The 16,074-nt window shown below is 60.1% G+C and carries 10 protein-coding genes; 9 read left to right on the forward strand and 1 reads right to left on the reverse strand.

The features are described from left to right. The first annotated feature begins 2 nt into the window (after positions 1–2). The 9 genes from pglX (at position 3) to F7D09_RS01405 (ending at position 15,292) form a co-directional block, all read left to right on the forward strand. Positions 3–3,965 carry a BREX-1 system adenine-specific DNA-methyltransferase PglX gene (pglX, locus tag F7D09_RS01365; RefSeq protein ID WP_376863341.1) on the forward strand — a complete coding sequence of 1,321 codons (3,963 nt, stop codon included), beginning with the start codon at positions 3–5 and terminating at the stop codon, positions 3,963–3,965. Position 3,966: 1 nt separating this feature from the next. Further along, positions 3,967–4,713 carry a sce7726 family protein gene (locus F7D09_RS01370; protein ID WP_152233650.1) on the forward strand — a complete coding sequence of 249 codons (747 nt, stop codon included), beginning with the start codon at positions 3,967–3,969 and terminating at the stop codon, positions 4,711–4,713. Further along, entirely contained in the window at positions 4,676–5,668 is a 993-nt protein-coding gene (locus F7D09_RS01375; protein WP_193312260.1) for a sce7725 family protein, read from the forward strand. The genes F7D09_RS01370 and F7D09_RS01375 overlap by 38 nt, the downstream gene beginning before the upstream one ends. 281 nt (positions 5,669–5,949) lie before the next feature. Continuing rightward, positions 5,950–6,765 carry an RES family NAD+ phosphorylase gene (locus F7D09_RS01380; RefSeq protein ID WP_193312261.1) on the forward strand — a complete coding sequence of 272 codons (816 nt, stop codon included), beginning with the start codon at positions 5,950–5,952 and terminating at the stop codon, positions 6,763–6,765. After that, positions 6,758–8,266 carry an ATP-binding protein gene (locus F7D09_RS01385; RefSeq protein ID WP_152233653.1) on the forward strand — a complete coding sequence of 503 codons (1,509 nt, stop codon included), beginning with the start codon at positions 6,758–6,760 and terminating at the stop codon, positions 8,264–8,266. Before F7D09_RS01380 ends, F7D09_RS01385 begins: the two co-directional genes overlap by 8 nt. 134 nt (positions 8,267–8,400) lie before the next feature. Further along, positions 8,401–11,037: a BREX-1 system phosphatase PglZ type A gene (gene pglZ / locus F7D09_RS01390; protein WP_152233654.1), complete on the forward strand. Its 2,637-nt coding sequence runs from the start codon at positions 8,401–8,403 to the stop codon at positions 11,035–11,037. 62 nt (positions 11,038–11,099) lie between these two features. Next, a complete protein-coding gene (brxL, locus tag F7D09_RS01395; protein WP_226835825.1) occupies positions 11,100–13,397 on the forward strand; it encodes a BREX system Lon protease-like protein BrxL in 2,298 nt (765 codons plus the stop codon). A gap of 85 nt (positions 13,398–13,482) precedes the next feature. Then, positions 13,483–14,556: a tRNA (adenine-N1)-methyltransferase gene (locus F7D09_RS01400; RefSeq protein ID WP_152233655.1), complete on the forward strand. Its 1,074-nt coding sequence runs from the start codon at positions 13,483–13,485 to the stop codon at positions 14,554–14,556. A gap of 178 nt (positions 14,557–14,734) precedes the next feature. Beyond that, on the forward strand, positions 14,735–15,292 hold the full coding sequence (locus tag F7D09_RS01405; protein ID WP_152233656.1) for a SixA phosphatase family protein: 558 nt from the start codon (positions 14,735–14,737) through the stop codon (positions 15,290–15,292). 30 nt (positions 15,293–15,322) lie between these two features. Here the strand turns inward: F7D09_RS01405 and F7D09_RS01410 are convergent. Next, on the reverse strand, positions 15,323–16,074 hold a 752-nt coding region (locus F7D09_RS01410), incomplete at its 5' end, for a hypothetical protein (protein WP_226835827.1).

A 16,074-nucleotide genomic window follows, 5' to 3' on the forward strand; every position in this document is an offset into this window, starting at 1 on the left:
GCATGAACACGAACAAGTTGCAGTCGTTTGCGGCGCAGGCGCGCGTGGAGCTGATGAAGGCGGTGCGGGCGCGGCTGGATGCGGCGATGGAGCCGGAGTCGGCGGCGCGCGTGGACAATCCGACGGCGTTCAAGAAGCTTGAGGAAGAAATCAACAAGAACGGCGGCGGCGAGCAGGGCCGCGCGAAGACGGCGGAACGTCACGCCTACCGGTGGTTCAACAGGATCGTCGCCTTGCGGTACATGGATGCGAACGACTTCACGAGCCTGCATGTGGTGTCGGGCGACGATGCGGACAACGCGAATGCGCTGCCGGCCGTGCTCTCGGCGGCCAGGCGCGGCGAGTTCGACGAGGACGTGTTCTCCGGAGTCGGCGCCGCCAAAAAGGTGCTGCCGACCATCGTCGCGCTGTTGGACGGCACGAGGCAGAGCAACGATCCGCAGGGCGAGGCGTACGGCCTGCTGCTGCGTGCGTACTGCGACTACTGGCACCGGTATCTGCCGTTCATGTTCGATGACGCCGGCGCGGCTGATGAGATCCTCATGCCCGCAGACCTGCTCGCCTCCGATTCGATGCTGCGCAAGGCGGTCGAGGTGATGACCGTGGCCGACTGCGTGGGCGACGAGGGCCGGGGCAATGTGGAGATCATCGGCTGGCTCTACCAGTTCTACATCGCCGAACGCAAGGACGAGGTCATGGCCGGCTTCAAGAAGTCGAAGAAGGCCGGCGCCGCCGAAATCCCCGCCGCCACGCAGCTGTTCACCCCCGACTGGATCGTGCAGTACCTGGTGCAGAACACGGTGGGCCGCCTGTGGACGCAAAGCCACCCCGAATCCCAGCTCTGGAAGAACTGGGCCTACTACATTCCCGCCACCTCGGCCGGCACGGCCTCAGCGGAAGGGAATCCCGCCACCTCGGCCGGCACGGCCTCAGCGGAAGGGAATCCTGTCAAAACGGCCAACACGGCCTCAGCGGAGCGGAATCCCGCCCCTTCGGCCGGCACGACCTCGGCTCCCTCGGTGGAGGGGGCTCCCGGCGAAGCCGGGTGGGGGAGCGTCACGCCCCCGCTGGCGGGGGCTGTCACGCGCAGTGTGACTGGGGGTGGCCACAACGATCAGCCAGAAGGAACGCTGAACATCACCACCCCCGAAGAGCTCACCGTCTGCGATCCCGCCTGCGGCTCCGGCCACATGCTCACTTATGCGTTCGACCTGCTGTACGACATCTACGACGAGGCCGGCTACTCCGCCAACGAGATTCCGGGATTGATTCTGCAGCACAACCTCTTCGGCTTGGAGATCGACGAGCGTGCGGCGAATCTTGCCGCCTTCGCCCTGACGATGAAGGCGCGCGGCCGCTACCGTCGCTTCTTCCGCAAGGGACGTCAGGTCCAGCCCAACATCCAGCGCATCACGCCGGAGCAATTCAGCGATACCGACATTGATAATCTCAATGAGCTCTACCATGTGAACCTCGACGCCGACACCTGGAACACCTACGAGCACGCCAACGTCTACGGCTCCCTGATCCAGCCGCCGAAAGAATTGACGTCGTTGCTCCCACTGGCGGAAGCTGACGAGCACAGCGAGTCTGAGGGTGGTCAACCCATGCTGCTCGCCCCGGACCTTGAGGAACGCTCCCACACCGTCCTCACCCAAACCCGCTACCTCGCCCGCAAGTACGCCGCGGTCGTCGCCAACCCGCCGTACATGGGCTCCTCGAACATGGGTGCCGACCTCAAGAAGTACGTGACCGATCACTACAAGGACGGCAAATCGGACCTGTTCGCTGCGTTCATCCTGCGTAACCTGCAACTTATCCGGCCGAACGCCCTGCTCGGCATGATCACGATGCAAAGCTGGATGTTCCTCTCCTCGTTCGAGAACCTACGCAAGAGCCTGCTCACGAAGGACAGTATCGAGACGATGGCACATCTTGGCGCTGGCGCTTTCGACAGTATCGGCGGCGAAGTCGTCTCCACCACCGCGTTCACCATCCGCAACGGGCGGAGCAACGGCAAGGGCACGTATCTACGTCTGGTGGATGTGCAAGGCGATGATAATCAAGCCCATATGTGTGCCACGCTTCTTCGCTCCCGCTGGCGGGAGCTGTCCGGCCTTGGCGAGACTGAGGGTGGTCAATCAGGAGACACGACCACCCTCAGTCTCGCTGACGCTCGACAGCTCCCGCCAGCGGGAGCCAAAGAGCTGACGTTCACCGTCGACCAGCAGGATTTCGCCCAGATTCCCGGCTCGCCGATTGTGTATTGGCTATCCGATGCCATGCGCAAGACGTTCACGATGGGTAAGCCGTTGGAGGAAGTAGCAAAGCCGCGAGTGGGATTGCAAACCGGCAGTAATGAGCGCTTCATCCGCGAATGGTGGGAGGTCGCCCAGTCGCGCAGTTCGTTTGATTGCGCATCACATGAGGAAGCTGCTACGAATGGCAGACGTTGGTTTCCTCATCTCAATGGTGGTGATTTCCGCAAGTGGTATGGGAATCAGGAACTCATTATCAATTGGGAGAATGATGGACAAGAGTTGTATGATCTCAGACCTCGCTCTGTTATTCGCAATCCACAGTATTATTTTCATCCTTCTTTCTTTTGGTCGCGTATCAGTTCTGGCCAGGCGGCCTTCAGAATGGCTCCAAAGGGGTTTCTTTTCTCCGACACAGCACCATCTATTTTTGCGGTAGAAAAAAAACTCCAGAACATGATTGCTCTGTGCAACTCTTCTACAGCCATGGCTATGCTTCATGCGATAGCTCCGACACTGCATTTTGAAGTTGGGCAAATCGCTCGTCTGCCGTTCTTGCAAATTGGAACTATGGATGAGGATGTTGTTCGCTATTTAGTTTCAGTTTCTAAGGTTGACTGGGATTCATATGAGACCTCGTGGGATTTTGCGGGGTTGGAAGTGCTGGGGGCCGGTACTGACCACCCCCAGTCAGCTTCGCTGACAGCCCCCGCCAGCGGGGGCCAAAATGTCCCGCTCTCCGAGAGAGTTCCGGCATACATCGAGAGGTGCAAGCGCATCGCCGAGGAGCAGCGCCAACGTGAGATTCGGAACAACGAGCTGGTGGCGGACGCGTATGGCGTGCGCGACGAGGTGCCGTGCGATGTGCCTATCGAACGCGTCTCGTTGAAGCGCAATCCGGCGTTCGCATACCCGAAGAACACGCCCGCCGAACGCGACGAACTGATGACTCGGGACATCGTCAAAGAAATCATCTCCTACGCGGTCGGTTGCATGTTCGGGCGGTATTCGCTCGACAAGCCGGGTCTCATCCTCGCCTCCCAAGGCGAAACGCTCGACGACTATCACACGCAGGTGCCGAACCCCTCGTTCGAGCCGGACGCGGACAACGTCATCCCCATCACCGACGACGAATGGTTCGAGGACGATATCGTGACCCGTTTCCGTCGGTTCCTCGCCGTCGCCTGCGGTGAGGAGTATCTCAACGCGAACATCGCGTACATCGAGCAGGTGCTCGGCAAGCCGCTGCGCAAGTACTTCGCCAATGATTTCTATGACGACCATGTGAGGATGTACAAGAACCGGCCGATCTACTGGATGTACTCCAGCCGCACCGACAACAAGGGAGCGTTCAAGGCGCTCGTCTACCTGCACCGGTACACGCCGGCGACAACGAACAATGTGCTCAAGTACCTGCGCGAGTTCGCCGGCAAGCTCAACGCCCAGTCCGAAGCGCTAATGTCATCCGCCAAGCCGTCCGAAGTACGCAAGGGCGAGAAGCTGCGCACGGTCATCAAGGAATGCGCCGACTACGAGCGCGACGTCCTCTACCCGCTCGCCACCCGCAACCTGCCCATCGACCTCGATGACGGCGTGCTCGTGAACTACCTGCGCATGGGCAAAGCCGTCCGCACCATCAAGCCCATCGAAGCCAAACGCACCACCGTCCAAACCTGGACCTGGCCCACCAACCCGTTGGAGGTCTAGAATGCGGACGAAGGAGAGGAATGAATCGTACTATCAGGATGTGGTGGCGTATCGGTTGTTGCTGCATTCGCATAGCCTGCGGACTTCGAAAGCGTTTCGGCAGCTGAGAGTTGCCAGGTCCATAGCGGACACGGTGATTATCAATGGGCATGGGACCGTATATGAGATTAAGTCCGACCTTGATACCTTTGAACGTCTCGAAGGTCAGCTGAAAGATTATTTCAGGGCGTTCTCCTATGTGAATGTTGTGATTCCCGAGGAAAAACTCACGTGTTTACGCGAACGACTTGCCACCATGTCTGAATTCGGCAGACATGTAGGCGTCTATGTGCTGACACGACGTAACGCGCTCAAGAAGGTACAGGAACCGGATGAATACAACAATGATCTCAGCGGTTTGGAGTTGCTGAAAATGCTACGCAAACCCGAATATTCCATGATTCTTCGTTCTGAGTTCGGCATGCTGCCTGATGTTCCTCCGGCAATGTTCTACCAAGCTTGCCGAGAGATGTTCCTCGATATTCCGGTGCTGAAGGCGCAGGCATTGGTCATGGCCGCAATCAAACAGCGAAACTCATGGACCCGTGAGGATTTGGAACGCTTCCCGGAAAATCAGCGTATGTCCCTCTACTTCGGCTACGATAATATGCAACAGGTGCCGTGGAAGGAAGGCCTTCCGGCTGAGGATGACGCGACAAGGGGGATACGTGATGACGTATTATCCATATCTCAGGGCGCGACAGTATGAGTTGCTTGCCCTCCGCGAGCTGCTTACAGGGGGTTTGCTGTATCGCGATGTGGTGCCGATTCTCGAGCCGGTCAGGGATATGCCGCAATTGCATCAGGTCATGAGGCTCTTTCGCGAGCATGAGGGGAGTGCACTGGGAGTGGTGCTGAACCCGAACGTGGGAGATTTGACGTCGGGCATCGACCTTGATACAAAGCTTGACATATACGGACGCAGCGAGTCAGAGCCGTTGATAGGTATGGCAGGAACAGTGTTTCCCGTGATTCTGCTGAACAAGGATGCCGTGGAAGTCGCAGAACGGGTCCAAAGCACTGACGAGTCTCTGCTCCAGGATGACGGCATTGTGTTTGTCTCCGAAAGCGATCGAGGTCGAATCGGCGATTTGAAGAAATTCAAGTTCCATGCTCTGGCACTATCCGATGGCGAACGGCTAAAGCGTGACCTGAAGCGGAACGGCATCCATACGGAAAGGATTCTATTCTCCGATCCATTCATCAAACGCGAGAACAATGCCGCATATGCTCAGGATGACTATGCGGATGAATTCTTCTCCAATGACTACATGTGGTACGAAGAAGAAGGATATGCAGGGTTTGGCGATTACTCCATTGTCGGAGACAACTACACCGAACGGGGTGGAATGCCCAAGGCCGTTGCACTGCATATTGTTTACTTTGACGATGAATGGACTCTGCATATTCACCATTTCGTTTCCGAAGTCAGCGATGACGCCCATGAGACCCCGATGAAATTCATCGAGACGGTCAATCAATTAGAAGCCTGGCATAGGTCACGTGAGGACTCGCCGTACGAACATATGACGTTGGGCATGCAGACACTCATCAATCACGCGAAGACTGGCACTTACCCCGGTCTGCCGACCATCAAGAAACTGTCCATCATGCACCATCTCGAACTCATGGGTTGGTTCCTTTCGGAAAGGCCGGACCGATGACGAACTGTTGTGTGAACTGTTTCCAAGATCATGTACTTCGTGATCTGATAGAAAGCCTCGGTGTTCGAGGAGACTGTGATTGCTGCAATAGCAGAGATGCCTTCGTCTATGACTTCCGCAACCATGCCGATTTGCAGAATATGTTGCTGCCCATCATAGGGTTATATGACACCGCAAGCTCCAAAACAGGGAACCATGCGCATTCCTTGACATATGAACTTACGAATAGGTGGCATTTGCTGAATCTTTCGAAGGACCAGGCAAGACATTTGATGAGTTCCATGTACGAGGAGACAAAGGGCGGAATCTTCGACGGGTATAAGATGAAGAAGTTTCTTGGCGGCTATGTCCAGCTGAAACGGATGCGAAAAGACAGCGAGGAGCATGATTGGGAGAAGTTCGCCAATCACTTGAAGTATCATAACCGCTTCTTTGTTTCGTTTATCGATCTTGAGGCTTTGGGGGAACTGATTACCTATACGAGAACCATCTGCAAGCAGGGCACGGTTCTGACGAGAGCGAGAATTGCTAAAGATGCGGAAGGATTCGCTCCGGGAAAGGACATGGGGGCTCCTCCCCAGGGATTGGCTGGCAACGGTCGTATCAACCCGGCAGGTATCAGCGAACTCTATACGACTCTGGGAGATGATGCTGAAGCGGATGATACGGCTTTGCATGAGATTCGGGCAGGCATGCACGATTATGTGACGTTCGGAAAGTTCATCCTGAATCGAACAATCACCATTGCTGACCTGTCGAGACTCGAGGAAATCAGCCCATTCGACATAGATGAAGACGATCTTCCCCTGCTGGCCGCGAATCTGGAAATACTTAATGGTATGTCCCGTGAAATCTCCAAGCCTATGCGTAGGGGAGATGATTCCCTGGAATATGTTCCTTCGCAGTACATTGCCGAATTCATTAAAAGCCTTAAATACGACGGGGTCAAGTATGCCAGTACATTGAGAAACGGGGGTATGAACTTGTGCCTGTTCGACCCCACTGCGTATGAATGTCACAAGACATACACCAAACGGGTGAGCGAAGTGACGTATTCCACAGTGAACCAAGAAGGGGGAAAACACGTTCATGGGTGACTTATGGTCTGGCGAATCCAAGAACGTCGAGTACAAGGTCGCACTGCCGGATCGGAGCATCAAGTATGTGAAGACGGCGGTGGCGTTCGCCAATGGCGAGGGCGGGCGCATCGTGTTCGGCATCGAGGACCAGACGCTGAACGTGGTCGGTGTGCCGGACGATCAGGTGTTCACCATCATGGACGCCATCTCCAACGCCATCGCCGACAGTTGCGAGCCGCTCATCATCCCGGACATCTCCATGCGCGACATCGACGGCAAGACCGTCATCGTCGCCGAAATCCTTCCCGGTGCGCAACGCCCGTATTTCATCAGGTCGATGGGCCGCGAACAGGGCACGTTCGTGCGCGTCGCCGGCACCACTCGGCAGGCGGACGCGGCGACCATCAAGGAGCTGCTGTTCGAGGGCAGCAACCGCAGCTTCGACCAGACCATATGCCTCGGACTGGAAGCGACTAATGATGACATCGCCAAGCTGTGCGACGCGATGACGGCGGTAGCCAAATCCAACGCGAAGCATGATGTCGACAGCGTCAAACCTGTGACCGCCAAGCAGCTGCTCTCATGGGGCGTACTGACCGAACGTGACGGCGAACTCAAACCGACGAACGCGTATGCGATCCTGACCGGAACCAACGGCCCGGTGCGTTCCGTCATCCAATGCGGCGTATTCAAAGGCTCCACCAAAGCCGTGTTCGTGGACCGTCGAGAATTCACCGGCGCACCATGGGAACTCGTCGAACAGGCATACCGGTACGTGCTGCGCAACATCCACATGGGCGCCCGGTTCGAGGGCGTATACCGTCAGGACGTGTACGAGATTCCGCCGGACGCAATCCGCGAGCTCATCGTCAACGCCGTCGTGCACCGCAGCTACATCGACCACTCCAGCATCCAAGTAGCCATCTACGACAACCGTCTCGAAATCACGTCACCCGGACGGCTGCCAATGGGACAGACCATCGAACGCATGAAGGAAGGCTATTCGAAGATCCGCAACGAGGCACTGGCCACGGCGTTCTCCTACATGGGACTTATCGAACACTGGGGTAGTGGTATCCCGCGCATCATCGAGGAGGTCCGCGAAGCGGGACTGCGCGAACCGGAATTCCTCGGCGGCGACACTGACCTGCGCATCAACATCTATCGTGGAAGCGATCAGGCAGTGCGGGATACTACCCAAAAAGTGCGGGATACTACTGATGGAGTGCGGGATACTACCCAAAAAGTGCGGGATACTACTGATGGAGTGCGGGATACTACCCAAAAAGTGCGGGATACTGAATATTTGTCCGAGAATGAACTCAGCGTTTTTCAATACGCTCAAGAACACGGTGAAATCGTTTCCGCCACTGTGAAGCAGTTACTCGACCTTCAAGAGCGCCAAGCCCAGAAGATTCTCACCAGACTGGTGAATCATGGATTGTTGCGCCGCGTAGGCTCAGCGCGGTCCACCCGGTACATCCTTGCCAACGCGGCTGCGGGAGACGACGAAAACTGACCGGTATGTGTCGAGTATGGTCGACACATACCGGTGAAACACAGCACAGTGTCGTCTATACTCGACACTTTAGGGTAAAAGACCATACAGTGTCGTTCATACTCGACACCCATCGACGGAGAAAGGGGCCTCGCATGAGCAGCAGCACGCAGATCGCACGCACGCTGGCGGCACGGTTCGCACAGTTCGACGGCACCCGGTACAGCGCCGGGCGCATCGTGTTCTGGCATGACGAGCACGGCGAGTTCGCGGACATGCTCGGCGACATCGCAGGCCCGGACGCGCACGACGAGACGCTGCGCGACGTGGAGGTCGTACGTCTGGAACGCAATCCGTTCGCATTGAAATACCGTATGCTGCTCGAACAGCCGACCACACGGTTCCTGGTGTACGTCACCGGCAAACTGCCCGCGGACGAGGACAACTGGCTATTGGACCTCGAGCTGGCGTACGGCCCGTGGTTCACCGCCGACCGTCTGTCGATGATCGTCAACGAACAGTTCCCGCGCGACGCGTCAGCGCAAACCCGCGCGGCCTGGCTCGCCATCATGCAGCGCACCAAGCCGTTCTTCGACGACGACAGCCTGGTCGAAGCCCTGGCCGAACGCCTGCACGCCGGCGACGACGAACGCGACTTCCAGGCGAAGATGATCGCCGTGCTACTCAAACTACCCGTAGGAGAGCACAGCCTGCAGATGATCTGGCGCAGGCTGCTCGAACAGTACGCGCAAGGCGACGAGGACGGCATCGAGCGCATCGGCATGATGGGGCTGCTTGACTACCATTGGACCGGCACCCGCGGCATCTACCGGTTCGACACCGCCCGCACGCTGGCGCACCCCACGGTGAAGGACTTCGTGCTGTGGCTGTTCCGTCTGGCATGGAACGGGTTCGGCGACGGCGAGCATGGCGCGGACCATTACGCGAACATCCGCCGCGACTTCGACATGTGGCGCAACGACCCGCGGTTCGCGCCGACTATGCGGTCCCTGGCCGAAGAGACGTTCCCCGACCTCTCGCTTGCGGACGACATCACGGCCATGCCGCCTGACGAGCTGGCCGGTCATGACGTGTTCCGCGAAGTCGACGAGCAGCTCGTCGCGCTGCTGTACGAGGGACTCGCCGGCGAGACCATCACGGATGATGATGTGCAGCGTATCGTGGCCGCACGCCAATACACGCTGTGGCGTGACGACTACGCCAAAGACTACGCCGTCATCGCCGCCGCAAGCGCGTTGCGGGCGCAACTGCGCAAGGCACGGCCCGTCATGGAGTCCATCACGTCCGCAAGCGACGGGTTCCGCCGCTATGCCGGCGAACTCTACCGGGTAGACGGCTGCTACCGTCGGTTCATGGCCGCATGGAAGGCAAGCTCCCGCCAGTTCAGCGGCAATATGGTCGTCGAAAGCCTCGAACGCGAATACGACCGGTACCAGACCGAGCTCGCCGCCCGATGGCAGATGCAGGTCAACGCGATGACCGACTGGGCGATCGACGACATCCCCGCACAAGCCGACTTCTACGCGCGCAACGTGAAGAAGGTGACCGACGCCAACAAGAAGATCGCCGTCATCATCTCAGACGCACTACGCTACGAGACGGCCGCGGAATTCAGCGAACGGATGACCACGCAAAGCCGATGGAACGCCACCATCGAAGCGCAGTTGGGCGTGCTGCCCTCATACACGCAGCTCGGCATGGCCGCACTGCTGCCGCACACGACGCTCGCATTGAACCCCGCCGACCATTACGGCGTACTCGTGGACGGCAAGTCCGCCACGGGATCGGAAGCGCGCGCCGGCATCCTCGCCGCGGTGGACGGTGCCGCCGTGGACGCGGAAACACTGATGACCATGAAACGCGACGAATACCGTGAACTGGTGAAATCCTGCAGCGTGCTCTACGTCTACCACAACGTCATCGACGCCACCGGCGACAAGGCCGCAAACGAATCGAACGTGTTCGGAGCCTGCGAACAGACGCTGAACGAACTGGACGCCATCGTCAAACGGCTGGCCAATGCGAACATGACCAACATGATCGTCACCGCCGACCACGGCTTCCTGTATCAGGATCATACCGTGACGGATGCCGAACGGCTGAGCGAACAACCCTCCGGCGACGCGATCTGGCAGAAAAAACGCCGGTTCGTGATCGGCGCACGGCTCACGCCCAAGCCGGCGTTCACCACGTTCACCGCCGACCAGGTCGGGCTGGACGACCCGAACGACGAGCACGTGACCATCCAGATCCCCAACGGCAACCACCGGCTGCGCATCCAAGGCGACGGTTCGCGCTACGTGCACGGCGGCGCCTCACTGCCCGAAATCGTGGTGCCGGTCGTGCACATCAACAAAGGCCGTTCCGCGACCGGTGACGCACGCCCCGTCGAATTCCGCATCCTGCAGAACACGGACCGCATCACCACCGGGCAGATCACCGTCGACTTTCTGCAGACCGAGCCGGTCGGCGGCAAGGTCGCCGAACGCACCGTGCTCGCAGGACTCTGGGGAGTCGGTCATGACAGGCAGGCCACGCTGATCTCCAACGAGGTGCCGCTCGCCTTCGCGTCCACGTCCAAGGACCCGGCCGAACGCCACGTGCCGGCCACGTTCCTGCTGACCACGGACGCTGACCGGTTCAACAACACCGTCATCGAGCTGCGCATCAGCGAACGCATCCCCGGCTCCGGCCAGATGCGACAGGTCGACGTGAAAGCCGAATATCGGCTCCAGCGTGGGCTCATGATCGACGACGGCTTCGACTTCTGAACGGGCCGACAGCGCAGGCAAGGCGGCAGACAAGCAGGCGACAGACAGGTAAGGTGAGAGGCATGACAGACGAGACACACGCGACGGACGCCGCGACGGCGGGGCAGGCCGACGCCCCGGCCATGAGCGAGCTGGACCGCAAGGTGACCACCGAGTTCTCCGGCTACACGGTACGCAAGGATCTGGTAGGCAAGGTCAAGGGCAATGCGCTCGTCCCCTCGTACGTGCTGGAGTACCTGCTCGGCAAGTACGCGACCACCACCGACGAGGACAGCGTCCAGTCCGGGGTGGAGCGCGTGCGCGCCATCCTCGCGGACAACTACGTGCACCGTGAGGAAGCCAACCTCATCCAGTCGAAGATCCGCGAAAAAGGGCAGTACAACGTCATCGACAAGGTGCAGGTGGCGCTCAACGACAAGGAGGACCGGTACGAGGCCACGTTCGAGAACCTCGGCATCGGCCGGGTCGTCGTCGGCTCGCAGACCATCAAGGACAATCCGAAGCTGCTGGTCACCGGCATCTGGTGCATGTGCACGCTGGCCTACGCCTACACGGGCGATCCCAAGGACGTGCCATGGCGTCTCATGCGGCTCAGGCCCGTACAGATGTCGCATGACGACCGGGAGCATTACCTCGAGATGCGCGCGCGGTTCACGGCAGACGAATGGGTCGACCTGCTCATGCAGTCGGTCGGGTTCAACCCGGACATGTTCTCTAGCCGCGCCAAGCTCCTGCACCTGGTGCGCATGGTCCCGTTCGTGGAGCGCAACTACAACCTGATCGAGCTCGGGCCGAAAGGCACCGGAAAGTCGCACATCTACTCCGAATTCTCGCCGCACGGCATGCTCATCTCGGGCGGCGAGGTGACCGCGGCGAAACTGTTCGTCAACAACACCACCGGGCAGATCGGCCTGGTCGGCTATTGGGACACGGTCGCGTTCGACGAGTTCGCCGGCAAGACGAAGAAGGCCGACCGCGCGCTCGTCGACATCATGAAGAACTACATGGCGAACAAGTCGTTCTCACGCGGCCGCAACACCATGCAGGCGGAAGCGTCCATGGTGTTCGTGGGCAACACGTCGCACAACGTGCCGTACATGCTCAAGAACACCGACCTGTTCGAGGAGCTGCCGCCGCAGTACCATGACCCCGCATTCCTCGACCGCGTCCACTGCTACGTGCCCGGATGGGAGTTCGAGCAGATCCGCGCGGAGATGTTCACCGGCGGCTACGGGTTCGTGGTCGACTATCTGGCCGAGATCCTGCACAACCTGCGCAACGTGGACTACGGTTCGGCGTACGAACGGTACTTCACACTCTCGCCGACGCTGTCCACCCGAGACAAGGACGGCGTACGCAAGACCTTCTCCGGGCTGATGAAGCTCGTCTACCCGTCCGGCGAGGCCACGCCGGACGAGATGGAACCACTGCTGCGCTGCGCCATCGAGGGGCGCAAGCGCGTCAAGGACCAGCTGTGCCGCATCGACCCGACCATGGCCGAGGTCGACTTCAGCTACACGCGCGTCGGCTCCCCTGAGCCTGTCGCCGTGCATACGCTCGAAGAGGACGATTACCCGGAACTGTACTGGCGGGGCAAGGCGGTCGCCGTGGATGCGGACGAAGTCGGCGATGTCATGGAAGTCGGCGGCGCAGACGCCGGCAACGTGGCCAGCGATGGCAACGGCGGCAACAGTGACGGCGGCAAAGTCGCCAACGCAGCAGCGTCCGCCGCGGCAACCGACGGCACTGCCATCGCCGCACCAACGGCGGTAGCCGGTAGTGCAGCGTCTTCGGACGCCGCCAACGAAGCGAAACCGACGACACCAGCGAAACCGGCCATGACACGCATCGAGCGGATCGCCGCCACCGCTCAGGTGAAGTATCTCAAGTTCGCCGAAGGCCGCATCGGTATCAGCTACAACAAGCTGTTCGGGCCATACGTGGCAGGCGCGAAGCGGATCATCATCCAAGACCCGTACATCCGCCAGACCTATCAGGCGCGCAACCTCGCCGAATTCCTCGAGACCGTGTACGCCCTCACCGAGCGAGCCGACGAAGTGCAGGTGCATCTGATCACCGGACAAGCCGATGACACGCTGGCCGCCCTGCAGCTCGACAACCTCCAGCAGCTGCAAGACGCCTACGGACGAATGGGGATCATCCTCACCTACGAATTCAGCGCGACCGCCCACGACCGGTCCATCGTGACCGACACCGGCTGGGAGATCTCGCTCGGCAGAGGATTGGACATCTTCCAGCGATACGACGAAAGCTGGCTCAATCCGCAGCTACGTCAGCAGTCGCTGCGCCGGGTCAAGCAGTTCACAGTGCACTACATGAGGAAAGATCAGGACGAGTGACAGGCGTCGGGCCGCCCGCGGCAATCCCGACGGCCCGATACACTGGTATCCGTTTTGCCACGGCCGACAGTGAAGGAGACAAGCCATGCAGGAGCGACGCGGACCGATTCGCGCGGGGGAGAAGGTGCAGTTCACCGACCGCAAGGGCAAGAGGATCACCGACCAGCTCGTCGCCGGCGGCTCCACGCAGACCGAACACGGCCTGATCCTGCATGACGACGTGATCGGCCGCACGGAAGGCATCGTCGTGACCACGGTGACCGCGAAACGCGAGGCACAGGTCAACCAGGTGCACCCCGAACGCGACGCGAACAAGCCATGGAAGGCGGCGCGCGCAATCGGCGGCTGGCAGTACGCGGTGATGCGGCCGCGGCTCGCCGACTACGTGCTCTCGATGCCGCGCGGCGCGCAGATCATGTATCCGAAGGACATCGCACAGGTCATCCAGCTCGGCGACATCCGCAAGGGCCTCACCGTGCTCGAATCCGGCGCCGGCTCGGGCGCGATGAGCGTCAACCTGCTGGACGCCGTGGGGGAGGGCGGCCATCTGACCACCATCGAGCTGCGGCCCGACTTCGCGCGCGTGGCCGAGGCGAACGCGACCCTGTACTACGGCGAGAAGCCGGCATGGTGGGATCTGAAGACCGGCGACTTCGACTCTGTTGCGGCCACGCTGCCCGAGCACGCGTACGACCGCATCATGCTCGACATGCTCGACCCATGGAACCGGCTCGAGCAGGCGTACCGGGTGATCGCCCCCGGCGGCGTGCTCATCTGCTACATCACCACCACCACGCAGATGTCACGGCTCGTCGAGGCACTGCGCGAGTCCGGCCGTTGGACCGAGCCGGACATCCAGGAGACGCTCGAACGCACGTGGAAGGCGCAGGGGCTGGCCGTGCGCCCCGACCACACGATGATTGGCCACACCGGTTTCCTGGTGGTCTCGCGCGCGATGGCCGAAGGGTTCGCCGCACTGAAGAAACGCGACCGCGCCACGAAGGACACGACCACCGACGTCGACTCGCTCACACCAGAGGAGCGCGAGGCGCAGTTCGGCGAGCTGGAGCTGCGCGACATCTCCGACCACAAGCTGCGCAAGGTGCTGCGCGACCTCGACCGGCAGACCGCGAACCTAGGCGAGGCGGACGCGCGCTGACCATACAGCGATCATGCCCGGACCGGCGTTTCGCCGCGTCGAATCTTAACGGTGCGCGATGATTCTGTGATGACGGGCGGTCCGGGCGCTTGCGTCTGCCACAATAGGTGGTGATACGCGGGCGTCGGTGCGCCCGCAAGCCGTGAGCGCAAACAACCGCATGAAAGGGCCGTTGACCATGGGCATCAATCTCAACAAGGTAGCCAAGAAGGCGAAGAGCTACAAGCATGTGCTGCTGGTCATGCGGCATGCGAAGGCCGAGCCGTTCGCCGACGGCGGCGACCAGAAGCGCGAGATCACCGACAAGGGCGCCAAGCAGGCGAAGGCCGTCGCCAAGGGTCTCGCCGCGCTCAAGCTCGTGCCCGACCGCATCGTCTGCTCGTCCGCGGTACGCGCCTGCCAGACGCTCGACCGGATGCTCAAGGTGTTCGGCGACGACCCGAAGGTCGACTACCGGCAGAGCCTGTACGACGGCGGTATGCAGGCCGTGTTCGACGAGCTCGCCACCACCAAGGACAAGGTCGGCACGCTCATGGTCCTCGGCCACGAACCGACCGTGTCGATCAGCTGCCAGTGGCTCGCCTCCTCGGATTCGGACACCACGAAGCTCGACCTGCTCAACCTGGGCCTGTCCACCGCGTCCGTGGTCGTGCTCGGCTCCGACAAGCCGTTCTCGCAATGGCAGGTGCACAACGCGCAGGTCCTCGCCGTCATCAACGCGAAGGACTTCGACTGAGGGTGAGTCTAGGGTGATTCCCACCGGGCGTTACCGTGCCGCCCGAGCCTCACAGTCCTGCCACTGATTCATCAGTCGGTCATACCATGACGTCTGTTGCTCGAACGATTGTCTGCTACTGCCCTTCTGTGGTCGCCGACTGACAACGGTGGTAAGCTCAGAACAATACTGGGACTGATTTGTCGTCAGTTGTAATGCAGCCTGGTAGGCGGCATCTGCGGTCGTATTGAACGCATCGTTGGCCGCCTTCCAGAAGGCAGCCTCCCAGTTCGTGTACGCGATATTCAATGCATTGAGTTCCTGCGCACACTGCTGAGAGGAAGCACCATCCGGATATTGCACATCCTGCTTGAGCAGATCGGTCAGTGAAGCTTCTGCATTCGCATATGTCGGAGAATCAGATTCGCCACCGTTCGTCAATAGGTCATAGACACTGCCATCGATGCCGGCCACGGAGGTGCCGGTGATCGCCGACATACTATGCGACAGTTGCGAGGCTCGCACGCGAACATCGGCCGCAGTCGCCATCGGCGTGGAAGATGATCTCTCATCCGAGCCGCGACCTGATTGAGTTTCGCTTGGCTTGTCATCATCAGACGAGGACTGCGATTGCGTTTCCGCCGTGGATTTCGATTCGCCGGTCTTGCGGCCGGATTGTAATGTCTCGGGGCATGAATGACGCATGTGTCGGGGCATGGTTGACGGTATGTCCTGGGGCATGGTTGACACATGCGTCATGTGCCTGCGTCTCACCCGTCCCCCGGTCCGGCCTTTTGCCGGGG

This window comes from Bifidobacterium leontopitheci (assembly GCF_009193355.1).
GTDB lineage: Bacteria > Actinomycetota > Actinomycetes > Actinomycetales > Bifidobacteriaceae > Bifidobacterium > Bifidobacterium leontopitheci.

Excerpts from the sequence above, each read along its gene's own strand:
- pglX (WP_376863341.1), top strand. The coding sequence starts at position 3 with ATGAACACGAACAAGTTGCAGTCGTTTGCGGCGCAGGCGCGCGTGGAG.
- F7D09_RS01370 (WP_152233650.1), top strand. The coding sequence starts at position 3,967 with ATGCGGACGAAGGAGAGGAATGAATCGTACTATCAGGATGTGGTGGCG.
- F7D09_RS01375 (WP_193312260.1), top strand. The coding sequence starts at position 4,676 with ATGACGTATTATCCATATCTCAGGGCGCGACAGTATGAGTTGCTTGCC.
- F7D09_RS01380 (WP_193312261.1), top strand. The coding sequence starts at position 5,950 with ATGTACGAGGAGACAAAGGGCGGAATCTTCGACGGGTATAAGATGAAG.
- F7D09_RS01385 (WP_152233653.1), top strand. The coding sequence starts at position 6,758 with ATGGGTGACTTATGGTCTGGCGAATCCAAGAACGTCGAGTACAAGGTC.
- pglZ (WP_152233654.1), top strand. The coding sequence starts at position 8,401 with ATGAGCAGCAGCACGCAGATCGCACGCACGCTGGCGGCACGGTTCGCA.
- brxL (WP_226835825.1), top strand. The coding sequence starts at position 11,100 with ATGACAGACGAGACACACGCGACGGACGCCGCGACGGCGGGGCAGGCC.
- F7D09_RS01400 (WP_152233655.1), top strand. The coding sequence starts at position 13,483 with ATGCAGGAGCGACGCGGACCGATTCGCGCGGGGGAGAAGGTGCAGTTC.
- F7D09_RS01405 (WP_152233656.1), top strand. The coding sequence starts at position 14,735 with ATGGGCATCAATCTCAACAAGGTAGCCAAGAAGGCGAAGAGCTACAAG.